The sequence below is a fragment of the Streptomyces sp. 378 genome (genome assembly GCF_030124145.1).
Taxonomy (GTDB): Bacteria; Actinomycetota; Actinomycetes; order Streptomycetales; family Streptomycetaceae; genus Streptomyces.
Map to the genome: position 1 here is coordinate 72,296 of NZ_JASKMS010000030.1, position 22,298 is coordinate 94,593.

Sequence of the window (22,298 nt, forward strand, 5' to 3'; positions counted from 1 at the left end):
GGCAGGCTTTTTTGTGCGGGTTCTTGGTCCTGGTTCCACGCTACCCGGCCCGCGCAGGACCTGCCGGGATCACGTAGCAGGCCCTGAGCGGCTGCCGGCCGGGATGTCAGCCCGGCCAGGTGAGAAAACCTCCCACGATGGTTCCGTAGGCGAGGTGTGCGGCGAGGGTCACGGTGGGTGTGCCGCGTCCGTAGTTGAGCATGAGGAAGCCGGGTGGTTCGAGCAGCGCGACGCCGGGGGCACTGGTCTGGGATGTGCCCATGCGTGGGTGGACGAGAGGCAGCAAGATGTTGACCAGGGCGGTGGCGGCGAACAGGCCGTGGACGAGGCCGAAGACGGTGCCCAGCCACCAGCTGCTGTAGCCGATGGCGGCGAAGACCGCATAGTAGAGCAGGGCGAAGACCAGGCCGTTGACGAAGTGCACGCCGTAGCCGAGGGCCTTGGCCCGGGTCCGGTCGCTGGTGAAGGCGGTGCCGAGCAGAAACGGCAGATCGATGCGGGTGAGATTGAAGGTATTGGCCGCCCGCAGGCCGGTGGTCAGGACCAGCGTGCCGACGAAGCCACCCGCCATCGCCTCCCAGATGCTCATCGTGTGGCCTCCCCGATCGCGCAGGCGGCGCTGATCAGGGCGAGGTGGGACAGGCCCTGAGGCAGGTTGCCGAGAAAGGCGCCGGTGGTGCGGTCGGCTTCTTCGCTGTAGAGGCCGACATCGATTCCGAGGGCCACCAGCTGGTCCATGAGGGACACGGCTTCGTCGATGCGGCCGCATCGCGCGAGGGCCTCGGCGAGCCAGAAGGAGCAGGCGAGGAAGGCACCCTCACCGCCGGGGACACCGTCGGTGCCCAGGTAGCGGTTGACGTAGGGGCCCTCTCGGAGGGTCCGCTGGACGGCGGATACGGTGCCGCGCAGGCGCGGGTCGTCAGGCGGGCGGTAGCCGTGCAGCAGGCCGGCAGGAGGCTTGCGTCCAGGTCGTCGCCGGCGGCGGAGCGCACGTAGCTGTTCAGCCGCTCGCTGAAGCAGCGAGTGTCGACGAAGTCGGCGATGGCCTGTCGTTCGTGCCGCCAGTGGGCGGCGTGCCGGTTCGGGATCAGCTGCCGCCTGGCCAGGTCGAGGGCGCGGTCGAGGGTGATCCAGCACTGAGCGACGAGCGCGACACAGCGGCCGTCCCCGATCACCGCGTAGTCCCGCAGCTCCACGTAGCCGTCCACCCGTGCCGGCGCGACGGCAATGGAGTCATTCACGATGGCCTGCCCGGTTGCCCGCCGGGCACGACGACGACCGGGAGATGGGCGTGGTGGACGACTTCGGTGCTGGTGGAGCCCAGGGTCAGGCGCCCCCATGCGCCTGACCCCCGGCTGCCGACCACCAGGAGGCAGGCGTCTTGGCTCGCGTCCAGCAGGACCTGCGAGGGGCGGCCTTTCTCGACGCTGATCTCTACCTCCACCGGCGCGCCGCCGACCTGCTCCCGGGCCTCCTCCAGCGCCTTGGTAACCGCCTCCACGGTGGCGTCGCGCAGCTGCGTGTCCAGATCGACGAAACCGGAAGCGGCAGGCCACTCGAAACCGCTGTACCTGGTGGTGAAGTCGTACGCGCATACGGCTCGGAGCCCGCTCCCGCGTAGTTGGGACTCCTGAAGGGCGAAGCGCACGGCCGGCCCGGAGGCGGAAGAGCCGTCGGTGCCGACCACGATCGGTGCGGGAGGGGTGTTGTTCGTCATTGCAGATGCCTCCAAACCGTGGCGTGTGGTGTGTGCTGCCCTTACGGGGGACGCCGGGTCAGTCAGTCCTGCGGACCACGAGCGCGGTGATGTCGTCCCGGTGTTCCCCAGCGGTGTGACGGCCGAGGTCTTCGGTCAGGTGCTCGGCGACTTCCCAGGGGGAGATGTCCGCCCAGGCACCCAGGCGCTCTTCGAGGGGATAGAAGGCGCCGGTGATGCCACGGGCCTCGGTGACACCGTCGCTGCAGCTGACGAGGGTCGCGCCCGGCGGGAAGGGGAACCATGCGACCGTCCTGGGTGCGGGCGAGAGGTCGGCAAGACCAAGTGGTACGCCCGGGTCGCCGAGCTGCACGGCGGTGACCGGTCCGGCCTTCAGCAGGTAGGGCGGAGGATGGCCGCAGTTGACGGCCTGCGTTTCGGTCGAGGAGTCGATCCCCAGGATGAGAGCGGTGACGAATCGCTCGGGTTCGCCGGTCTGCTGTGCAAAGGCGTTGTGCCGGACCACGGCCTGTTCCAGGTCATCCACGAGGGCGGTGAGGGTCGGCTCGCGCGAGGCAGCCTCGCGGAAAGCGCCGAGCATGGCGAAGGCGGCTCCGATCGCTGGCAGGCCCTTGCCCTGGACATCGCCGAAGAGCAGCCGTGTCCCGTACGGCGAAGCCACCACCTCGTAGACATCTCCGCCCACCAGCCTGTCCGCCTCCACCGGCCGGTACACACCGTCGACGATCACCCGGTCGGTGAGAATCGGCAGGGGCCGCAGCATCTGCCGTTGCAGAGCGACAGCCGTGGACCGGACCCGCAGCAGCTCCCGCTCCCGTCGGATCCGCCATTGGCAAGTCACGACGCACAGCACACCGAGCACGAAGGCCAGCACCATGACGATCGCGAAGTTGTACGACGACGGGAGCGGCCGGTAGACCAGAACTGCGGTGATGACGATCAGCACCCAGCCCACCGCGCAGGCAGTCTGCCGCACCGAGCCGACCACCGCCGGGAACGCGGGAAGCAAAATCAGCAGGGGGACGAGCCGCACCGTGCGGTCGTCGATCATCAACTCCAGCAGCACAATCGGTACGGTTGCTGCGACCACGTAGGCCATCGGCGCCTTGACCGCACCGATGGGAGATGACGCGACACCGCTCTCGGCGCCCGACTTCAGAGGCGCGCCGGGCGCACGGGCCGCCACACGCCGACGAATCACTCCTTCAGGCTCCCGCGGTCCATACTCCGCCGCAAAACGACGGGCTTCTTGTCTCCGCACCACGGGACCGCTGCTGCTGCGCACTGGTGCACGGCGTGCGGCACGCTTGGCGGCTATCGGATGGACGAACGACCAGGCATCGACGCTGCTGATGAGCCCCTCGGCAATGCAGTAGCTGCCAGGATGGTCGAGCTGTGGCGCTACGCCAGGCAGGCGTCTCGCGATCGCTGGCGGTGAGCCAGCAGTTGCTGGGAACGAACGAGATCATCCTCATCCATCACACCGATTGCCGGATGCTGACCTACCTCGGCTACTCGCTCAAGAAGCCGATCCGCAGCGAGCAGGGTCTCCGGCCCCTCTGGCCGGAGGAATCCTTCCACTTCGTGAGGGTCGATGTACAACGGTCCATCAGCCGCATCAAGGCGAGTCCCTGCCGATCAGCTGGCCCTGTCGGGGTGTCCGAGAAGGTATGTCAGGGGAACGTGTGTATCGGCGAGTTCGTTCGCGTCGATCGCTCGGCCGGAGGTGACGAGGTCGCGGATCGGGTCGGTGACGTCCCAGACGTTGACGTTCATCCCGGCCAGTACCCGGCCCTCGGCGAGCCAGAACGCGATGAATTCCCGGGTGTCGGTCCGGCCGCGGAAGATGACCTGGTCGTAGCCGCCGGGCTCGACATAGCCGGTGTACTCCATGCCCAGGTCGTACTGGTCGGTGAAGAAGTACGGAACGCGGTCGTACGCCACGTCCTCGCCGAGCATCGCCTTGGCCGCGACCTGGGGCTGGTTGAGTGCGTTGGCCCAGTGCTCGACACGGATGTGCTTGCTGAGCAGGGGGTGGAAGGCACTCGCGACGTCCCCGGCGGCGTAGATGTCCGGGTGGGACGTGCGCAGGTGGGCGTCGACGCGGATGCCGTTGCCGATGTCCAGGCCGGCGGCTGTGGCGAGCTGGCTGTTGGGCGTGATGCCGACCCCGACGATGACCGCGTCGGCGTCGATGCGGCTGCCATCGGCCAGCAGCACGCTGTTCGCCCGGCCGCTTGCGCCGGTGATCTCCGCGACCTGGACGCCGCAGCGCAGGTCGACCCCGTGATCAGTGTGCAGGTCGGCGAAGATCTGGGAAACTTCGCGGCCCAGCACGCGCAGCAGCGGGAGCTCCGCCGTCTCCAGGACCGTGACCTCGAGACCGGCTGACCGGGCGGCGGCAGCAGTCTCCAGCCCGATCCAGCCGGCACCGATCACCGCGATACGGGCTGCGGACGCGAAGGCTTCCTTGATGCGGTCGCTGTCGGAGAGCCGGCGCAGGTAGAGCACCCCGTCGAGGTCGGCTCCGGGAAGCGGAAGCCGGCGAGGTGAAGAACCGGTCGTAAGGAGCAGCTTCGCGTAGCCGATACGGCTGTCGTCGGCGAGCGTCACCTCGTGGGCGGCCGGGTCGATCGCGGTAACGGTGGCGCCCAGGCGGAGGTCGACGTCGTGTTCGGCGTACCACTCGCGGGGATGGACGTAGACCGTGTCACGTTCGTCCTTGCCCAGCAGGTAGCCCTTGGAGAGCGGCGGCCGTTCGTAGGGGCGCTCGCTCTCCGCTCCGAGCAGCGAGATCGGGCCGAAGCCCCTCCTCTCTCAGGGTCTGTGCCGCCTTGGCGCCGGCAAGGCCGGCCCCGACGATCACGAATGTCGTGTTCGCGGCCGTGGTCTCTCCTCTGCTGCCGTGACTCTGCCCGCAGGCCGTTGGCGGTCCGCTCGGTGAGCGGGTCCCTTCCGGCGTCGCATGCGGCCGGGCCGTCATCGTCCGTGACGGTGCACTGCCGCCTGTTGCTTCGTTCTGCGGTGTGTCTGCGGTCGTGGTCATGAAAGGGTCGGCCGCCGGGGCGTCCGGTCGACGGCCGACGACATCAGGTGGCCTGGCGCTTGGCCCGCAGTTCCGCGTCCAACTGCTCGAACAGCTCGTTGCCGGATGCGGTGAACTTGGCGATGCCGTCGTCCTCCAGCACGCGCACCACGTCGTCGTAGGACAACCCGACAGCCTGGAGGTCATCCAGTACCCGCTGGGATGCCTCATAGGTGCCGTGGATGGTGTCGCCCTGGATGCGGCCGTGGTCGGCAACCGCGCGCAGGGTCTGCTCGGGCATGGTGTTGACCACCCCGGGCGCCACCAGTTCGTCGACGTAGCGGGTGTCGTCGTAGGAGGGGTCCTTCACCCCGGTGGAGGCCCACAGCGGGCGCTGCGGACGCATTCCCGCCGCGGCCAGCGTCTGCCACTGCGTGGATGCGCTCGCCTGCTCGAAGTGCTGGTAGGCCAGGCGTGCGTTGGCGATCGCGGCCCGCCCGCGCAGGGCCAGCGCCTCCGGTGTGCCGATCTTGTCCAGCCGGCTGTCGATTTCGGTGTCCACCCGGCTGACGAAGAAGGAGGCCACCGACGCGATGGACGCCAGGTCACGCTCCGCCGCGTGCGCTTGGGCCATACCGTCAAGGAAGGCGCCAAGGACCTGGTCGTAGCGGTCCAGGGAGAAGATCAGCGTCACGTTGATGCTGATGCCCTCCGCGAGCGCGGTGCTGATCGCCTCCAGGCCATTCTGGGTGGCGGGGATCTTCACGAACAGGTTCGGCCGGTCCACCAGCCACCACAGGGCCCGTGCCTCGGCGATCGTCGCCTGCGTGTCGTGGGCGACGCGCGGGTCCACCTCGATGGAAACCCGTCCGTTCACCCCGTCACTGGCCTCGTACACCGGGCGCAGGACGTCGCAGGCCCAGCGCACGTCGAACGCCGTCAGCAGCCTGACGGCTTCCTCGACCCGCACCCCGCGCCGGGTCAGATCGACGACCTGCTCGTCGTAGCGGGCACCCGAGCGGATAGCTTTGGCGAAGATCGTCGGGTTGCTGGTGATGCCCACCACCTGCTGGTCACGTACCAAGTCGGCCAGCCCGCCACCGGCGAGCCGCTCACGGCTCAGATCATCGAGCCAGACCGCTACGCCTTCGGTGGCCAGCCGGTCCAGGTTCTCACTCATGATCTTCTCCCTTGCGTCGTTTCGCGGGATGCCGCCCGTCTACGTGCCGCCCGGATCCTCTGCGGACCGGGCACAGACCTCCTTCGCGCACGCCCCAGTGGCAGGGCCGGGCACGTTCGCACTGCTGGCCGCGGCGCGCAGTTCCACACAGCACCGTCCCGGGTGAGGGGCGAGGACCGCGTCGATCCCGGCTGTCTGCAGCCCGGTGAGGAAGCCGCCGAGGAAGGCGTGGTTGATTCCGCACACCAACTCGGGCGATCGGGCGGCCAGTGGACGGAAGGGGCAGTTCATCAGCCGCACCTCGGTCGGGGCTTGCCGGTCGGGCTCGAAGCCGTACTCCTCCAACACTGACTCGGAAAGCGTGAGAGAGCGCTCGGGCCCCAGACGGCCGGGACGGGTGCTGGCGCGTGTCGCGGCTCCGAGTTCCTCACCCCGGTGGCGGGCCGTGCGCAGTGCGGCCAACTGCGCGTCCTCGCCCTGCTGCTGGTCGAGGACCGCGTCGATGAGGATTTCGGCGAGGACGTCGGGGCGGCGCTCGGGGATGGAGATGCGGATGTCGGTGTCGGCCGGCTCGTAGAGCTTGGGCTTGCGGCCAACCCTGCGGACGCCGCCCGGGTTGTCGTAATGGGAGCTCAGCAACCCGGCCGCGACCAGCTTGTCCAGGTGGAAGGCGGCCAGCTTGGCCGAGATCCCGGCATCGGCGGCTGCCTCCTCCCGCGTCACCGGCCTGTGGGCGCGCCGTATGAAGCCGTACAGCCTGCGGCGCACCTCGTCCGCGAGTACCGAGACCGTTTCTACCCCCGAAGCGGCGGGGACCTGAGGCGAAGCCGAGGTCGAGTCAGTGGTCATACATCCACGATACTCCAATCCATGTATGCGTAATCGGAGCACTCCACGCTCTGTGCCTGGCAGATTGACCTCTTTCATAAATAAGTCCAAAACTCATTGTCGAAACTCCGCTGGCGAGGAGCATGTCATGCCCAGCGAACCGCGCCAGCACGCGAAACAGCCGGTCAGCGCCGCCCACGCCGGCCCCTACGGGCACCCGTTCCGCCGCAGTGATGTGCAGCGCAGGATCTTCGCGGCGCCGCGAAGGGCGGCGGTGTGCGGGGCGGGCAGTGGCCGCACGGGCACGTGAAGGTCGAGCGAGAGCCGGCGTGCGAACTCGGGGTGCCGGGCGCCGCCGCCGGCCAGGAGGACGCCGCTTTGGACGGCGTCGAGGGTCTGCGTGGTGTGGTCCTGTCGGAGCATGTCGGTCACCGTGCCGGTCACCGCGTCGGCGATGGTGCGGTGGGTGGTGGTCTGGTCCAGGTCGTCGGTGCCCAGGGCGGTGCGGTGAGCATCGGCGACCGAACCGTCGGTGAGCAGGAAGACTTCGGTGAGATGGGCGCCGATGTCCACGATGAGCAGGGGGCGGCTCATGTCCGCGTCGGCGCCCAGTGCCACGGCTGTGGCGGTGGGGATGGTCAACACGGTGCGTGGTCGGAGAACTTCCAGTGCGGTCCGCGCTGCCTTGCGGTAGGCGATGCCGCCCAGCACCGGCGTAGTCAAGGCGATCAGGGGCCGGGTGTGGCGGGGAATACGGTGGCCCAGAAGACGCTGCAGCATCCGTGCGGTGCCCTCGGGGTCGACGATGGTGCCGCGCTGGATGGGGTGGGAGCCTGCGACGCCCTCGACGGTGATGGTGGGGACGTCGAGGATGATCCCGCGGCCGGGCAACCAGGCGCGGGTGCGGGAGCTGCCCAGGTCGAGGGCGATCCCGGGACACCGCCGGCACACCGGCCAGGTGGTGGAGCCATCAGCGGGTGCGAAGTACACGGACATACGGTCACCGTCCTGCTGCTCGGAGCTGGTGGCAGCGGCCGCAGCAGCGGGCTTGCGGCACGATCTTCAGGCGGGCCAGGGCGACGGGCTGCGCGCACAGGTGGCACCCGCCGTAGCGGCACTGGTCCATCCGCTCAAGCGCCGCTTCCACGTCGGAGAGGACCATACGGGCGGAGGCGGCGAGCTTGACGTGGACCTCGATCTGCGAGGCCGCCTGCCGCCCGCGTACCCCCTCGGCCCGCGTCTGGGAGGGCGATGCGATCTGCCGCAGCTGCTCCTCGCGGAACAGACGCTGCTCACGCAGGCTCTCGCGCAGCCCGGCGAGATCCCGGGGGCGCAGGCCCGCGTTGTCGGCGCCGACGACCTGGTTGTTCACTTCCTCATGCCTCCACACGGGGGAAAAGGAACTCGCTCCACATACCGCCGGCCAGCTGCGATCAGGTAATTCGGCGCTGGCATCCGACGCAGCAGCGCGCGTACGGCAGGATCTCCAGTCGTTCGACGGGGATGGGCTGGGCACAGTCCTGGCACGTTCCGTACGTGCCGTCCTCGATGCGACGGAAGGCGGCGTCGATCTCCCTCAGCACGCGCTGCAAGGCGTCAATCTGTACGGCCATGACATGGTCGTTCGTTTCAGGTCCGGCCTCGTCGATCGCGGTGAGCTGGACGAGCCGCGAGTCGCGCTCGTGCTCAAGACGCTGCCGGGCCTCATGCGCCGTGAGACGTTCAGAGCCCAACTCACGGCGGGCGGCGTCGAGCGGCATGGAAAGCAGTCCCTTCACATCGGGGCGGGCGGTGGCCCGTGGCGCACCTCCGCGGCATCGCGGAGGGCTCGGTGGGCTACGTGCCACAGGTACCTGCGGCCGTGTTGGTGGGGCGGCCGTCTGGTTCATGGCTTCCACCCTGGTCGGCCCGGTCAGGGGAAGCCATCGGCCTCGATACCCATCTGCAGGGAGCTCGGTGATGCAGGCGCCAGGGGAGATGGGTATCGCACCCCATCGACGCGCACACCGCGCCCCGGACAGGCTGATACAAAGCCGGCGCGGGATGCAAGCGAGGTGAGCCCGGACCCACCTGACGGATAGTGGTGTTAGGGGCGTATGCCACAAGGAGGCTCGACAGGCGGTGTCGTTGTTCTGGCGGATCTTCGGGCTCAACGCCGTGGTGCTCGGTACGGCCACAGCGCTGCTGTTGTGGGCACCGGTGACCGTCTCGGTGCCGGTGCTGCTGACCGAGGCGGTGATCCTGGTCGGCGGACTGATCGTCATGCTGGTGGCCAACGCCGCCCTGCTGCGTATCGGGTTGGCCCCGCTGGACCGTCTCACCCGGCTGATGACCAGGGTGGACCTGCTGCGCCCGGGCCAGCGACTGCCTGTGGCCGGACACGGCGGGGTGGCCGAGCTGATCCGCACCTTCAACGCCATGCTCGACCGGCTGGAGGCCGAACGCGCCGCGAGCAGCGCTCGCGCCCTGTCCGCCCAGGAATCCGAGCGGCAGCGCATCGCCCAGGAACTCCACGACGAGGTCGGGCAGAGCCTCACCGCGGTCCTGCTGGGACTGAAGCGAGCAGCCGACCAGGCACCCGAGCCCCTGCGCGCCGAACTGCAGCAGGTGCAGGAGACCACCCGCGAAAGCCTCGACGAAGTACGCCGGCTCGCGCGCCGGCTGCGCCCCGGCGTCCTGGAGGACCTCGGTCTGATCAGCGCGCTGACGGCACTGACCAACGACTTCGCCACCCACACCGGACTGAAGATCACCCGCCACTTCACCGCTGACCTGCCGCCTCTGGACCCGCAGACCGAACTGGTGCTCTACCGGGTCGCGCAGGAGGCGCTGACCAACGTCGCCCGCCACGCCGAAGCCGAACGCGTCGAGCTGAGGCTGCGGCGAACCGACGGTGCCGTGGTGCTGGGCATCAGTGACGACGGCCGAGGCATCGGTATCGCCCGGGAAGGTGCCGGGATCCGCGGCATGCGCGAACGCGCCCTGCTCATCGGCGCCACGCTCGAGATCGATACCGGCACCACCGATGGCACCCATGTGGTCCTGTCCGCACCCACCGTCAAGAAACCCGTGCCCACCGCAGAGGAAGAGGACGTCGATCATGGCTGACCAGGCCCCGATCCGGATCTTGCTCGCCGATGACCATGCCCTGGTCCGCCGCGGGGTGCGGCTCATCCTCGATGGCGAACCCGACCTTGAGGTCGTAGCCGAGGCCGGTGACGGCGCGGAGGCCATCGCCCTGGCCCGCACGCACGAAGTGGATCTGGCTGTCCTGGATGTCGCCATGCCGCGCATGACGGGGCTGCAGGCCGCGCGGGAACTGTCGTCCCGCCAACCGCAGCTGCGGATCCTGATGCTGACGATGTACGACAACGAGCAGTACTTCTTCGAGGCACTCAAAGCCGGAGCCTGCGGCTACGTCCTGAAGTCGGTGGCCGACCGTGATCTGGTCGCGGCCTGCCGGGCGGCGATGCGGGGCGAGTCGTTTCTCTACCCCGGAGCGGTCACCGCGCTCATCCGCAACTACCTCGACCGCGTCCGGCGTGGCGAGGAGGTTGCGGACCGCGTGCTGACCGCCCGGGAGGAGGAGGTCCTCAAACTCGTCGCCGAGGGCCATTCCTCCAAGGAGATCGCGGAGACGTTGTTCATCAGTGTCAAGACCGTGCAGCGCCATCGGGCGAACCTGCTGCAGAAGCTGGGACTGCGCGACCGTCTGGAGCTGACTCGTTATGCCATTCGGGCGGGTTTGATCGAACCCTGAAACCGCCTGCACCTCGCGAAACCTGCCCCCGGTTCCACGTGCCGGATCGGGGTATGACGACCAGAGCCTGAGAAGGAGGCGGCGTATGGCCCAGCCCCGTCGCGCCGCCACCCCATGCGGCTGTCCACGCCGCGCGGACACCGTCGGCAGGCTGCTGCCCGCACTGGTCGCCTTCCTCGGCCTTCTGAGCATTCTCGGCACCGCAGCTCCCGCCTCTTCCAGCGGCGTAACGACTTCGATCCCCCTGGTGGCTCAGGGAAGCGGCGGCGGTATCGCCCCGCACACCGACGACACATGCACCACGAGCTGGGGTGTCCCGGCGCGAGTACTCCGCGACACCACCGCTGAGCGGCACGCTCCGCCGACCGGGGGCCCGCCCGTCCCACGATGCCCCGTGCCGCCGCGCCCCGAGCCGGGGGCACTGTCGGCGCACGAGCCCGAGGCGGCCGGGCCTCCTGAGTACAGCGTGCGGCACAGCGGGCGGGCGCCACCGTCTCCAGCCGGCCCCTGACATCTCCCCTTGTCCTCTTCCGCGCCGCCCGGGGCGGCTGCGGTATGCCTGCTGGAGGCACTCTTGACGCGCGCCATGCGTGTACGGGCGTTCTTCGCCCTCGCTGTTGTTGCCCTGTCGCTCTACATCGCCGCGGCCGTACCGGTCCGCCTCGGCCTCGACCTGCGCGGCGGGACCCAGATCGTGCTGGAAACCCGTGACTCGCCGACCGCCGAGGCAGATTCGGCGGCAACCGATCGCACCCTGGAGGTGCTGCGCCGCCGCGTCGACGCACTCGGCGTCGCCGAGCCGGCCATCGCCCGTTCCGGGGACAACCGGATCATCGTCGAACTGCCCGGTGTGCAGGACCCGCGTGAGGCCGCCGACGTCCTGGGCCGTACCGCCCAGCTCACCTTCCACCCCGTGCTCGGCACGGCCGAACCCGGACAGGCACCGACCGAGCGGCCAAAGGAACGCACGCTGCCCGACGAATCCGGACAGCGGCTGCGCCTAGGACCCCCCGCGCTGACGGGAGCCGACGTCGACGGCGCCGAAGCGCGGATCGACCAGCAGGGCGTGGGCGGCTGGTTCGTCAGCGTCGACTTCAAAGACGCGGGCGGCTGGGCGGATCTGACCGGTGCGGCAGCCTGCGCCCCGGCAGGCGATCCCACGCGCCGCGTCGCCATCGTGCTGGACGACAAGGTCATCTCCTCCCCGCAGGTCGACCCCTCGGTCGCCTGCCGCACCGGCATCACCGGCGGCAGCACCCAGATCACCGGATCCTTCGGCCAGTCAGAGGCCCGGGAACTGGCCCTGCTCATCAACGGCGGCGCCCTGCCGGTGCCGGTGGAGACTGTCGAACAGCGCACCGTCGGCCCCACGCTGGGCGCTCAGGCCATCCGGGCCAGCGCGCAGGCCGCCGTCATCGGTACCGTGCTGACCTCCCTGTTCCTGATTGCCGTCTACCGGCTCATGGGCGCGCTGGCCGTCCTGGCACTGGCCTGCTACGGACTGATCTCCTACGCCGCTCTCGCCGCCCTGGGTGCCACGTTGACCCTGCCGGGGCTCGCCGGGTTCGTTCTCGCCATCGGCATGGCGGTCGACGCCAACGTCCTCGTCTTCGAACGCGCCCGCGAGGAATACACCACGCGCCGCCGCAAGGGCCTGCGCTCCGCTCTGACGGCCGGATTCCGCAACGCCTTCAGCGCTATCGCCGACTCCAACATCACCACGCTCATCGCCGCCGGACTGCTGTTCTTCCTCGCCTCCGGTCCCGTGCGCGGTTTCGGCGTCACCCTGGGCATCGGCGTCCTCGCCTCCATGCTCAGCGCCCTGGTGATCACCCGCGTCCTCGCCGACTTCGCCGTCGCCCGCCGCGCGGTACGACGACGTCCCCGCCTCACCGGTATCGCCGGCACCGGCACGGTCCGCGACTGGCTCTCCCGCCGCAACCCGGACCTGATGCGCCACAGGCGCCGCTGGCTGGCCCTGTCCGCCGCGGCCCTCGTCCTGGCCTCCTCCGGGATCGTGGCGCGCGGGCTGAACTTCGGAGTGGAGTTCACCGGCGGCCGGCTCATCGAGTACTCCACCAGCGCACCGGTGTCTGTCGACCGGGCCCGGGATGCCCTGGCCGACGCGGGCTTCCCCCGCGCCGTCGTCCAGACCTCCGGGGAAGACGCCCTGACCGTGCGCACCGACGAGCTCTCGAACGACGAGGAGGCCCGGATCACCGAGACGATCGGCGACCTCGCCGGCACCGCGGAGAAAACACGGGACGAACTGATCGGGCCGAGTCTGGGCGCAGAGCTGCGCCGCGGCGCCGTCATCGCCCTCGCCACGGCTCTCGCCGCCCAGCTGCTCTACCTCGCCGTCCGCTTCCGCTGGACGTTCGGCACCGCGGCGGCCGCCGCCATGGCACACGACGCGCTCATCCTCATCGGCGTGTTCGCCTGGCTGGGCAAGCCCATCGACGGGGTGTTCCTGGCCGCCCTGCTCACCGTCATCGGCTACTCGGTCAACGACTCCGTCGTCGTCTTCGACCGCATCCGGGAACTGTGGGCGGGCAGGAAGACCGCGGCCGCGCCGCGTAAGACACCTTTCGCACGCATCACCAACACCGCGATCCTGCAGACGGTTCCGCGCACCATCAACACCGGCATGGGCGCGGCGTTCATCCTGTCCGCGCTCGCCCTGCTGGGCGGGGACTCCCTGACCGACTTCGCCCTCGCCCTGCTCATCGGCATCGTCGTCGGCACCTATTCCTCGATGTTCACCGCAGCACCGCTGGCCGTCGAACTCCACTCCCGCGGCACCCCGCCACCGGGAACCACCCGCGGAGCGGGCACTCAGAGCACGGAAACTCCCTGACGCGGTAGGCGCGAGGCGTCATGCTCTGCCCCGGAGCATGGCGCCTCCGGGGACGCCCCGACCTCCTGGCGGCGGGCCGGGCGGGTTTGCGATCAGTGCGGCAAAGCGCCTCGCGCGTCGCCGAGGGGGCGCCACCGTGAGGTGGTTATCTCGGTGCATGCCTGACTGGAACGCGGTCTTCGTCCCGAGCACCCCGGTCCTGGAGATTTTCCTGCGGGGCACGATCACCTTCCTGGTGCTGATGGCGATGATGCGGGCCGCCGGACAGCGCGAGGCCGGTGGCCTGGGGCTCACCGATGTCTTCCTTGTGGTACTGGTCGCGCAGGCGGTCGCCCCCGGTCTGGTGGGCGAAAACCACTCCATCACAGACGGCGTCATCCTGGCTGCCGCGGTCATTCTCTGGAGCTTGGTGCTGGACGCTGTGGCCTACCGGTGGCCCCGCTTGAGCCGCGTCATCAAGGCCCGCCCCCGGCTGTTGATCGAAGACGGCCGACTCAATCACAAGGTCATGCGGCGGGAACTGATGACCCGGAGCGAGGTCACGGTCCAGCTGCGACTGCACGGGATCGAGGACATCTCTCAGGTCCGGCGCGCCTACCTCGAACCGAACGGGATGATCAGCCTCCTCCGCCAGAACGGTACAGAGACCGACGAGCCGACCCGACCCGAAATGCCGTAAGGCAGCAAACCACAGCCAGTCCCGGCTGGGCGGCGCGGCCCAGGCTGCGCCATAGCGCGGCGAGTCCGGAACGGCACTGATCCGGTGCCCGGTGCCTTCACCGTGTTCCCGCTCGGGCGCGGAATGTGGTCTCACCGTGGTCGAGCGACGCCGAGCACGGAGAGCGCCTCGCGAACCATCTGGTGGGTGAAGCCCCACTCGTTGTCGTACCAGCTCATGATTTTGACCAGGGTGCCGTCCACGACCCGGGTCATCGCCGCGTCGACGATCGAGGCACGGGAATCACCGATGATGTCACTGGAGACGATCGGCTCGTCCGACACGCCGAGGATGCCGCGGTAGCGGTCGGTGGTGGCCTCCGCACGGAAGAGGTCGTTCACTTCCTCGGGGGAAGTCGAGCGGGCGGTGACGAGCACGATGTCGGCGATCGATCCAACGGGGATCGGAACCCGAAGGGCCACGCCGTCGAAGCGGCCCGCCAGATCCGTGAGTGCCTTGGTGGTCGCGAGCGCGGCACCAGTGGAGGCGGGAAGCATGTTGGCGGCCCCGGCCCGGCCGCGCCGGAAGTCCTTGTTGGGCCCGTCGATGAGCTGCTGGGTAGAGGTGTAGGCGTGGACCGTGGTCATCACGGCCCGCTCCACGCCGATTCTGCGGTCCATCACCTCCACCACCGGAGTGATGCAGTTGGTCGTGCAGCTCGCGCAGGAGACGATCTGCCGACCGGCCGGCGAGGCGTTCACGCCGTGGACCACGGTGGCCATCGTCTCGGTTCGGGCGGGCGCCGAGAGGATCACGAACCGTGCACCCGCGGACAAGTGCCCGGCCAGATCCTCCTCGCGCCGGCAAGCACCCGTGCACTCCAGGACGAGGTCGATTCCCATTTCACGCCACGGCAGCTCGGCCGGGTCGCGGCGACTGTACAGCGGGACGGTGTGTCCGTCGACGACCAGCGCGTCACCGGCTGCGGTGACGGACTTCCCGTAGCGTCCGTAGACCGTGTCGTGAGTGAGCAAGTAGGCCAGGTTCTCGGCGGGGACCAGGTCGTTGACCGCAGCCACCTCGACCCCGTCGAGGTCGTGGAGAATCTTGAACGCGGCCCGTCCGATGCGTCCGAGCCCGTTGATCGCGATCTTCGCCATCCGGCATCTCCTTCACCGTTTCCCAGGCAATGCGGACGAGGCCCCCGATCCGTCCTATCACCCCTCCTCTCGGCGCGCAGACGGGGCGCACAAGCTGGCGGCGCCTCGCACCCCCTGCGCTGAAGTCCGGATTCGCAGCATTTGCGGGCCGGGTACGCGCGGTCGAAACTGACCGTGGTTCGTTCCGCCCGTCTGGGGGCGCGCGGGTCCGACAGGGACGCCCAGTAGTCCCCGTCCTGCGCCGGTCGCCGCCGATCCGTGCTGAGGAGGCACACGCATGTCTCTGGACAGCTTCGCCGCCCGCGGCACACTCAATGTCGACGGCACCTCCTACTCGCTCCACCGGCTCGACGCCCTGTCCGAGTTTCAACGGCTGCCGTACAGCCTGAAGGTGCTGCTGGAAAACCTGCTGCGCCATGAGGACGGCCGCACCGCCACCGCCGACCAGATCACGGCGCTGGCCGGGTGGGACCCGACCGCGGAGCCGGCGACCGAGGTGCAGTTCACCCCCGCGCGGGTGCTCATGCAGGACTTCACCGGGGTGCCGTGCATCGTGGACCTGGTGGCGATGCGCGAGGCGATGGCGTTGCTCGGCGGCGATCCGGCGCTGATCGACGCCCGGCGGCCTGTGGAGCTGGTGATCGACCACTCGGTGATCGCCGACCACTTCGGTTCCCCGGCGGCCTTCGGCCGCAACGTGGAGCTCGAGTACCGGCGCAATCGGGAGCGCTATCAGTTCCTGCGCTGGGGGCAGAGCGCCCTGCGGAACCTGCGCGTCGTGCCCCCGGGCACCGGAATCTGCCACCAGGTCAACCTGGAGCACCTGGCGCGGGTGGTGTTCGCGGAGGACGGCACGGCCTTCCCCGACACGTTGGTCGGGACCGATTCCCACACCCCCATGGTCAACGGGCTCGGCGTTCTCGGCTGGGGGGTGGGAGGCATCGAAGCAGAGGCAGCGATGCTCGGCCGTCCGGTGAGCATGCTCATCCCCAAGGTCGTCGGCGTGCGGCTCACCGGCGTGCTGCCCGAAGGGAGCACCGCCACCGATCTGGTGCTGACCATCGCCGAGCGGCTGCGCCAGCACGGTGTCGTGGGCACCTTCGTGGAGTTCTACGGACCGGGCGTGGCCGAGGTGCCGCTGGCCAATCGGGCCACCATCGGCAATATGAGCCCGGAGTACGGCGCCACCTGCGCGATCTTCCCGATCGACGCCGAGACCCTTTCCTACCTGCGGCTCACCGGCCGAGACCCTGGTCAGGTAGCGCTGGTGGAGGCGTACGCCAAAGAGCAGGGACTGTGGCACGACCCCAGCCACACCCCTGACTACTCACAGACCATCGAAGTGGACCTGTCGGCCATCATCCCGTCGATCGCCGGGCCCAAACGACCCCAGGACCGCATCGCCCTGGCGGACGCCTCGCGGGTCCTGCGCGCCGTATTGGACGGTGAGGTTACCTGCGACGCGGCCCCGGTCGGGCTGGACCAGAGCGGCGTGGAGTCCTTCCCGGCGTCCGATCCGGTGGCCGTTACCGGCAGCCACCCCGGCGACCAGCCAGGGTGCCTCGATGTGACCGGACCGGGCCCGACACAGACGCCTGCGCGCGTCCCGGTGACGCTGGAGGACGGCAGCAGCTTCGAGATCGGGCACGGCGCTGTGGCGATCGCCGCGATCACCTCGTGCACCAACACCTCCAACCCCCAGGTGATGGTCGCCGCCGCGCTGCTGGCCAAGAAGGCCGTCGAGCGCGGCCTGCGGTCCAAGCCCTGGGTAAAGACCAGCCTCGCGCCGGGGTCGAGGATCGTGATGGACTACTTCGAACGCGCGGGTCTGATTCCGTACTTGGACACGCTCGGCTTCGACCTGGTCGGCTACGGCTGCACCACGTGCATCGGCAACTCCGGCCCGTTGATCAGTGAAGTCTCCCGGGCGGCCGCCGACGCCGACGTCGTCGTGGCGTCCGTGCTTTCCGGCAACCGCAACTTCGAAGGCCGTATCCACCCCGAGACGAAACTCAACTATCTGGCCTCACCGCCGCTCGTGGTCGCCTACGCGCTGGCCGGATCCATGGCCGTCGACCTCACCCGCGATCCGCTGGGTACCGGCAGCGACGGCCACCCCGTCCACCTGCGCGACATCTGGCCCACCCAGGACGAAATCCAGCATGTGATCTCCACCAGCCTGCGGCCGAGCATGTTCACCGACGGCTACGCGGACCTGTTCACCGGCGACGAGCAGTGGCGGGCCCTACCCACCCCCGAAGGTGACCTCTTCGCCTGGGATCCCGCCTCGACCTACGTGCGCAAGCCGCCCTACTTCGAGAACATGCCCCGCAGGCCACAGCCACCGGACGACATCACCGGTGCCCGGGTACTGGCCCTGCTCGGCGACTCGGTTACCACCGACCACATCTCCCCGGCCGGCACCATCAAGCGGGACTCACCGGCGGGCGAGTACCTGCAAGCCCATAGCATCGCACCCGAAGACTTCAACTCCTACGGCTCTCGCCGGGGCAACCACGAGGTGATGATCCGCGGCACCTTCGCCAACATTCGGCTGCGCAACCTGCTGGCTCCCGGAACCGAGGGCGGCTACACCCGGCACCTGCCGGACGGCGAACGGACCACGATCTACCAGGCGGCGATGCGGTACGCCGCCGAGGGCGTCCCCTTGCTCGTCATCGCCGGCAAGGAATACGGCTCCGGATCGTCCCGGGACTGGGCCGCCAAGGGAACCGCGCTGCTCGGCGTCAGGGCCGTCCTGGCTGAGTCGTTCGAGCGTATCCACCGCTCCAACCTCATCGGGATGGGCGTCCTGCCGCTGCAGTTCGCCCCCGGCGACAACGCCCGCTCCCTGGGCCTGACCGGTGAGGAGACCTACACCATCCACGGCCTGGCCGAGCTGCCCCGCGAGGTCATCACCGTCGAAGCGACAGGGGCTGGCGGCACCACGCGGTTCACCACACGTGTACGCCTGGACACGCCCACGGAAGCCGACTACTACCGGCACGGCGGCATCCTGCCCTACGCCCTGCGCGCACTGCTCCCCACATGACACCGCGCCGAGAACGGCACCGCGGGTCTTCCCGAAACATTGACACCACAAAGCCGTCCATGAGCGGCAACCGGCCGCCTCCTGGCCGGTCGGCAGCGATGTCGTCGCCCGCCTCCGCGACCGGTGCAGGGGTGCGAAGCACCCGTCATGCTCAGCCCGAGCCTGGAGTACGGTGCATCTACGGCTCACCAGCCGCGCCCCTGGCCAGGTAACCCTCGTGGAGACGTACGCCAAGAGCAGGGACTGTGCACCGTGGGAATGGGCCGCCAAGGGGCCTGTCCGCTGACGAGCCCTGCCTCACTCGGCCAGTGCGCCGGAGTCCGTCATCTCGACGGTCCCACGAACGATGACGACCGGACACGTGGCGTGCAGCGCACACTGCTGACTCACGGAGCCCAGTAGCGTTCGACGGAATCCGCCCATCCCCCGGCTGCCCACCACGAGGGCCTTGGCCCCCTCCGCCTCACTGAGCAACACCTCGACGGGATTGCCCTTCACCAGACGTTTTCGCACCTTGGCGGCACCGGACTCGCCAAGAACCTGGTGCACCTGGTTGACGAGGCCCTGCTCGGCGATGGTTCTGTCGAAAGTGGGGTCCACCGCGGGTGCGGACCACCCGTACGCCCAGGGCAACTCCCAGGCAGCCACTGCCACCACATCGCCGCCGACCAACTCGGCATACTGGACCGCCCACCGAAGCGCGGCATGCGACGAAGGCGACCCGTCGACACCCACCACGACATGCAAGGCCGCATCCTGCTTCCCCATGACATCTGCCCCTTCTCTTCTCATATGCGTCCACACTGTGCGACATGGGGGCGATTCGCCATACAAACGCAGCCGACAGGTACACCCCCGCCGATCCGGCGAGTGGGTAGGAGTCGGTTCCGGTCGGCGCGTCCAGCCGGTCGCCGGTCGTGACGCGCAGCCTGAGCAGATCGACACGCCGCGAATCCCGTGACCGCATCGCGACGCCTGCGCGCCCACGTTGGCCAGTGGTTGAGCAGTCAAAGAAACCGACAGATCACTGTGTTCCGGCGGGCGGTGGCTGCATGGTCTGTGAGCGTGTGCTACGGCGGGCACGGGACCGGAGCACAATCTTGACCAGCTCGCCGACCCACAGGATGGTCGAGCCGACGGCTGCGCACACGAGCCACTGGCTGGAGGTCAGGTTGGTCGTAGTGAAGAAGCCGTGCAGGGCGTCCATCTCGACAATGAGGACGAGCAGTACGATCACAGCGGCACCGGCGACGAACATCGAGGGGTTCTCCAGCGTCCGCCTGCTGAACACGCTGAGTGTGTCGTGCCGGACGTTGAGCAGGTTGTAGACCTGGAAGAAGACGAAGGTGACGAAGGCCATGGTGCCCGCGACGGTGGCCTGTCCCGGTTCCGCCTCCGGGCCTGGCGCCCAGGTCAGCACCGCGAGGGTGCCTGCCGCCATGACCGTACTGGTCAGCAGGATCCGGGCAAGTCGCTTTCTGCTGAGGATGGGTTCGCCGGTCGGGCATGGGGGTCGGCTCATCGCATCCGGGCTGACCGGGTCGACTCCGAGGGACATCGCCGGCGGGCCGTCCATCACCAGGTTGACGAAGAGGATCTGCAGCGCCGTGAACGGGGCGCCGCCTGCCAGGCCGGTCAGCGAGCTGACCAGGAACGTGGTCACGAAGCCCAAGGCCGTTGAGACCTGGAATCGGACGAACTTCACGATGTTGTCGTAGATACCCCGGCCCTCTCGGACGGCGGCCACGATGGTTGCGAAGTTGTCGTCGGTCAGGACCATCGTCGAGGCTTCCTTGGTCACCTCCGTGCCCGTGACGCCCATCGCTACGCCGATGTCGGCCCGGCGCAGTGCTGGTGCGTCGTTGACTCCGTCGCCGGTCATGGCGACCACGTCCCCGCGTGCCTGCAGTGCCCGTACGATCCGGATCTTGTGCTCCGGCGATACGCGGGCGACCACCCCCACTTCGTCGAGCCGGCCGGGCAGGGCGTCGTCGTCGATCTGGTCCAGTTCGGCGCCGGTGATGGCCTGCCCCGGGATCCCGAGTTCACCGGCGATGGCCCCGGCAGTCATCGCATGGTCACCGGTGATCATCCGGACCCGGATCCCGGCGTCGCGGCACTCGGCGATCGCCGTACGCGCCTCCGCGCGCGGTGGGTCAACGATGCCGACCAGGGCCAGCAGCACCACCCGGTCCAGCAGCTCCTTCGGGGCGGCGGGAGCCTGGAATTCCTCGGCCGGGAAGTCTTCCGCCCCCAGGGCCAGCACCCGCATGCCCTGCCCGGCCAGGGCGCTATTGGCCTGGTCGTACCGCTGCCGGGCTTCCTGGTCGAACGGTAGGACCTTCTCGCCGCCGAGGTAGCGGTCCGCACGGTCGGCCAGCACATCGGGGGCACCCTTGACGAAGCACCGGATCACCTCGCGGCCGGTGCCATCGGTCCAGCCGTGGAACGTCGCCATGAACTTGTAAGCGGAGTCGAAAGGGATCTCCAGTTGCCGGGTCCGCTCCTGGCGCAGCCGGGCCACATCGATGCCGGCCTTCTCGGCCAGCACCACCAGCGCGCCCTCGGTCGGATCCCCCACTACCTGCCCGTCCCGGATCACGGCATCGGAGCACAGGGCCATCGCGGGCAACACATCGTCCATGGTGGGCGGCACTGGAGAGCCGTCGGTGGTACGGATACGGCCGTCGAAGGAGTAGCCCCGCCCCGAGACCGTGAACCGGCGCCCGGCCAGAAGCAGCTCGCCTGCGGTCATCTGGTTCAAGGTCAGTGTGCCGGTCTTGTCGGTACAGATCTGCGAGGTGCTGCCCAAGGTCTCCACCGATGCCAGCCGTTTGACGATCGCCCCTCGCTTGGCCATCCGGCCCGTGCCCATGGCCAGCGTGAACGCCACGACGGCCGGCAGTCCTTCAGGGATGGCCGCAACCGCCAAGGACACGGCGCTGACGAACAGATCACCGAAATCCTGCCCGCGCACCAGCCCCAGGACGAAGACCGCGACGATGACCACCCCGGAGACCCAAGCCAGGGTGCGGCTCAGGGCGTCGATCTGCCGCTGCAGCGGTGTCGGACCCGGCTGGGCCTGGTGGAGCATGTCGGCGATGCGGCCGGTCTCGCCGGCCATGCTGGTGTCGGTGACCAGGGCCTCGCCGCGACCGCGGGTGACCGCCGTGTTCATGTACACCGCGGTCACCCGGTCACCCGGTCTGCCAGTGGCACCTCGGCCCCGACGGTGGCATCCGCTGACTTCGCCACGGCCAGAGCCTCACCCGTCAGGACGGATTCCTGCACTTCCAGCGAGCTCGACGAGGACAGCCGGCCGTCCGCAGGCACTCGGTCACCGGCCGCCAGGACGACCACTTCCCGGGTACCAGTACCTCGGCGTCCAACCGCACCAGTCGGCCGCCACGTCGGACGGTGGCGGTGGTCACGGTCATCTGCCGCAGGGCATCCAGCGCGGCCTCGGCGCGAGACTCCTGCACAAACCCGATCGTCGCGTTGAGCAACACCACGACCACGATCGCCACCGGTGTCTCCCACTCCCGGGACACCACCAGGCTGACCGCCGCCGCAACCAGGAGGATGACGATCAGCAAGTCCTGAAACTGCCGTAAGAACGTCCGCCACCCGGGCTCTCGCGGAGCCTCGGCGAGCCGGTTCGGCCCATACTCCGCAAGCCGCCGGGCCGCCTCAGCCGACGACAGCCCAGAGGAAGGATCCACATCGAGTCCGGCGGCCACTTCACGGGCAGGCAAAGCGTGCCAGGAGGGCGGCAGTCCCGCGCTCGTCGACGGAGCCATGCCCTCATTGTTTCTGCGACCGGCCGCTGACGCAGTACGGGCCCAGCGTTGCGGGACTGCTTTCTACAGCAGCCGCTGGCCGTCGAAACCCACCACTCGATCCGTCCAACCCCCTTCGAAGCCGGTCACCCTCGATCACAACGCACCGTCCGGACCGTTTCGATGGCCTCGCGTCTGAACCGCTATCTGGTTGATAGGCGCCCCTGCGCCTGGGTGCGGGGCGGAGGCCCCCGGGCCAAGGCGTTGGTCTCTTGATCCTCT

General features: G+C 69.0%; 19 protein-coding genes and 1 pseudogene. 5 read left to right on the forward strand and 15 right to left on the reverse strand.

Annotated elements, in window-relative coordinates:
• Positions 1-106: 106 nt before the first annotated feature.
• The 10 genes and pseudogenes from QNO09_RS31400 to QNO09_RS31445 form a co-directional block, all read right to left on the reverse strand.
• Positions 107-589: a hypothetical protein gene (locus QNO09_RS31400; protein WP_283973637.1), complete on the reverse strand. Its 483-nt coding sequence runs from the start codon at positions 587-589 to the stop codon at positions 107-109.
• Positions 586-1,137 (reverse strand): glycoside hydrolase family 15 protein, encoded by a 552-nt coding sequence (locus QNO09_RS39775; protein ID WP_349637000.1) that lies wholly within the window; start codon positions 1,135-1,137, stop codon positions 586-588. The genes QNO09_RS31400 and QNO09_RS39775 overlap by 4 nt, the downstream gene beginning before the upstream one ends.
• 100 nt (positions 1,138-1,237) lie before the next feature.
• Positions 1,238-1,717, reverse strand: coding sequence for a universal stress protein (locus QNO09_RS31410; protein ID WP_283973639.1), 480 nt, complete (start codon positions 1,715-1,717; stop codon positions 1,238-1,240).
• Between the two features lie 58 nt (positions 1,718-1,775).
• Complete coding sequence (locus tag QNO09_RS31415) at positions 1,776-2,903, reverse strand: PP2C family protein-serine/threonine phosphatase (RefSeq protein WP_283973640.1); 1,128 nt, start codon at positions 2,901-2,903, stop codon at positions 1,776-1,778.
• A 452-nt stretch (positions 2,904-3,355) separates the two neighbouring features.
• A pseudogene (locus QNO09_RS31420) lies at positions 3,356-4,583 on the reverse strand (NAD(P)/FAD-dependent oxidoreductase).
• A 223-nt stretch (positions 4,584-4,806) separates the two neighbouring features.
• The gene (gene tal / locus QNO09_RS31425; RefSeq protein WP_283973641.1) at positions 4,807-5,922 is read right to left on the reverse strand and encodes a transaldolase; all 1,116 of its coding nucleotides are present in this window, start codon (positions 5,920-5,922) and stop codon (positions 4,807-4,809) included.
• Between the two features lie 39 nt (positions 5,923-5,961).
• Positions 5,962-6,771, reverse strand: coding sequence for a helix-turn-helix transcriptional regulator (locus QNO09_RS31430; protein ID WP_283973642.1), 810 nt, complete (start codon positions 6,769-6,771; stop codon positions 5,962-5,964).
• A gap of 186 nt (positions 6,772-6,957) precedes the next feature.
• A complete protein-coding gene (locus QNO09_RS31435) occupies positions 6,958-7,746 on the reverse strand; it encodes a rod shape-determining protein (RefSeq protein WP_283973643.1) in 789 nt (262 codons plus the stop codon).
• A gap of 4 nt (positions 7,747-7,750) precedes the next feature.
• On the reverse strand, positions 7,751-8,122 hold the full coding sequence (locus QNO09_RS31440) for a TraR/DksA family transcriptional regulator (protein ID WP_283973644.1): 372 nt from the start codon (positions 8,120-8,122) through the stop codon (positions 7,751-7,753).
• A 61-nt stretch (positions 8,123-8,183) separates the two neighbouring features.
• On the reverse strand, positions 8,184-8,510 hold the full coding sequence (locus QNO09_RS31445; RefSeq protein WP_283973645.1) for a TraR/DksA family transcriptional regulator: 327 nt from the start codon (positions 8,508-8,510) through the stop codon (positions 8,184-8,186).
• Positions 8,511-8,871: 361 nt separating this feature from the next.
• Between QNO09_RS31445 and QNO09_RS31450 the strand changes: the two genes are divergently transcribed.
• From QNO09_RS31450 to QNO09_RS31465, 4 genes are all read left to right on the forward strand, one after another.
• On the forward strand, positions 8,872-9,858 hold the full coding sequence (locus tag QNO09_RS31450; RefSeq protein WP_283973646.1) for a HAMP domain-containing sensor histidine kinase: 987 nt from the start codon (positions 8,872-8,874) through the stop codon (positions 9,856-9,858).
• On the forward strand, positions 9,851-10,510 hold the full coding sequence (locus QNO09_RS31455) for a response regulator (RefSeq protein ID WP_283973647.1): 660 nt from the start codon (positions 9,851-9,853) through the stop codon (positions 10,508-10,510). The genes QNO09_RS31450 and QNO09_RS31455 overlap by 8 nt, the downstream gene beginning before the upstream one ends.
• A gap of 586 nt (positions 10,511-11,096) precedes the next feature.
• Positions 11,097-13,367 (forward strand): protein translocase subunit SecD, encoded by a 2,271-nt coding sequence (gene secD, locus QNO09_RS31460; RefSeq protein ID WP_283973661.1) that lies wholly within the window; start codon positions 11,097-11,099, stop codon positions 13,365-13,367.
• A 157-nt stretch (positions 13,368-13,524) separates the two neighbouring features.
• On the forward strand, positions 13,525-14,046 hold the full coding sequence (locus tag QNO09_RS31465; protein WP_283973648.1) for a DUF421 domain-containing protein: 522 nt from the start codon (positions 13,525-13,527) through the stop codon (positions 14,044-14,046).
• Between the two features lie 131 nt (positions 14,047-14,177).
• Here QNO09_RS31465 and gap read toward each other — a convergent pair whose 3' ends face one another.
• The gene (gene gap / locus QNO09_RS31470) at positions 14,178-15,185 is read right to left on the reverse strand and encodes a type I glyceraldehyde-3-phosphate dehydrogenase (RefSeq protein WP_283973649.1); all 1,008 of its coding nucleotides are present in this window, start codon (positions 15,183-15,185) and stop codon (positions 14,178-14,180) included.
• Positions 15,186-15,462: 277 nt separating this feature from the next.
• Here gap and QNO09_RS31475 point away from each other — a divergent pair, with 277 nt between their 5' ends.
• Positions 15,463-18,237, forward strand: coding sequence for an aconitate hydratase (locus QNO09_RS31475; protein WP_283973650.1), 2,775 nt, complete (start codon positions 15,463-15,465; stop codon positions 18,235-18,237).
• Positions 18,238-18,534: 297 nt separating this feature from the next.
• Here the strand turns inward: QNO09_RS31475 and QNO09_RS31480 are convergent, their stop codons facing one another.
• The 4 genes from QNO09_RS31480 to QNO09_RS31495 all read right to left on the reverse strand — a co-directional run bounded on the left by QNO09_RS31480 (position 18,535) and on the right by QNO09_RS31495 (position 22,037).
• Positions 18,535-19,005 (reverse strand): universal stress protein, encoded by a 471-nt coding sequence (locus tag QNO09_RS31480; protein ID WP_283973651.1) that lies wholly within the window; start codon positions 19,003-19,005, stop codon positions 18,535-18,537.
• Between the two features lie 256 nt (positions 19,006-19,261).
• Positions 19,262-21,430, reverse strand: coding sequence for a cation-translocating P-type ATPase (locus tag QNO09_RS31485; protein WP_283973652.1), 2,169 nt, complete (start codon positions 21,428-21,430; stop codon positions 19,262-19,264).
• Entirely contained in the window at positions 21,427-21,570 is a 144-nt protein-coding gene (locus QNO09_RS31490) for a P-type ATPase actuator domain-containing protein (RefSeq protein WP_283973653.1), read from the reverse strand. Before QNO09_RS31490 ends, QNO09_RS31485 begins: the two co-directional genes overlap by 4 nt.
• Positions 21,510-22,037 carry a cation-transporting P-type ATPase gene (locus QNO09_RS31495; protein WP_283973654.1) on the reverse strand — a complete coding sequence of 176 codons (528 nt, stop codon included), beginning with the start codon at positions 22,035-22,037 and terminating at the stop codon, positions 21,510-21,512. Before QNO09_RS31495 ends, QNO09_RS31490 begins: the two co-directional genes overlap by 61 nt.
• Between the last annotated feature and the right edge of the window lie 261 nt (positions 22,038-22,298).

Bases quoted from the DNA above. Each gene is read 5' to 3' on its own strand.
- QNO09_RS31400 (WP_283973637.1), bottom strand. From the start codon at position 589: ATGAGCATCTGGGAGGCGATGGCGGGTGGCTTCGTCGGCACGCTGGTC.
- QNO09_RS31410 (WP_283973639.1), bottom strand. From the start codon at position 1,717: ATGACGAACAACACCCCTCCCGCACCGATCGTGGTCGGCACCGACGGC.
- QNO09_RS31445 (WP_283973645.1), bottom strand. From the start codon at position 8,510: ATGCCGCTCGACGCCGCCCGCCGTGAGTTGGGCTCTGAACGTCTCACG.
- QNO09_RS31435 (WP_283973643.1), bottom strand. From the start codon at position 7,746: ATGTCCGTGTACTTCGCACCCGCTGATGGCTCCACCACCTGGCCGGTG.
- QNO09_RS31480 (WP_283973651.1), bottom strand. From the start codon at position 19,005: ATGGGGAAGCAGGATGCGGCCTTGCATGTCGTGGTGGGTGTCGACGGG.
- tal (WP_283973641.1), bottom strand. From the start codon at position 5,922: ATGAGTGAGAACCTGGACCGGCTGGCCACCGAAGGCGTAGCGGTCTGG.
- QNO09_RS31430 (WP_283973642.1), bottom strand. From the start codon at position 6,771: ATGACCACTGACTCGACCTCGGCTTCGCCTCAGGTCCCCGCCGCTTCG.
- QNO09_RS31455 (WP_283973647.1), top strand. From the start codon at position 9,851: ATGGCTGACCAGGCCCCGATCCGGATCTTGCTCGCCGATGACCATGCC.
- QNO09_RS31475 (WP_283973650.1), top strand. From the start codon at position 15,463: ATGTCTCTGGACAGCTTCGCCGCCCGCGGCACACTCAATGTCGACGGC.
- secD (WP_283973661.1), top strand. From the start codon at position 11,097: ATGCGTGTACGGGCGTTCTTCGCCCTCGCTGTTGTTGCCCTGTCGCTC.
- QNO09_RS31495 (WP_283973654.1), bottom strand. From the start codon at position 22,037: ATGGCTCCGTCGACGAGCGCGGGACTGCCGCCCTCCTGGCACGCTTTG.
- QNO09_RS31465 (WP_283973648.1), top strand. From the start codon at position 13,525: ATGCCTGACTGGAACGCGGTCTTCGTCCCGAGCACCCCGGTCCTGGAG.
- gap (WP_283973649.1), bottom strand. From the start codon at position 15,185: ATGGCGAAGATCGCGATCAACGGGCTCGGACGCATCGGACGGGCCGCG.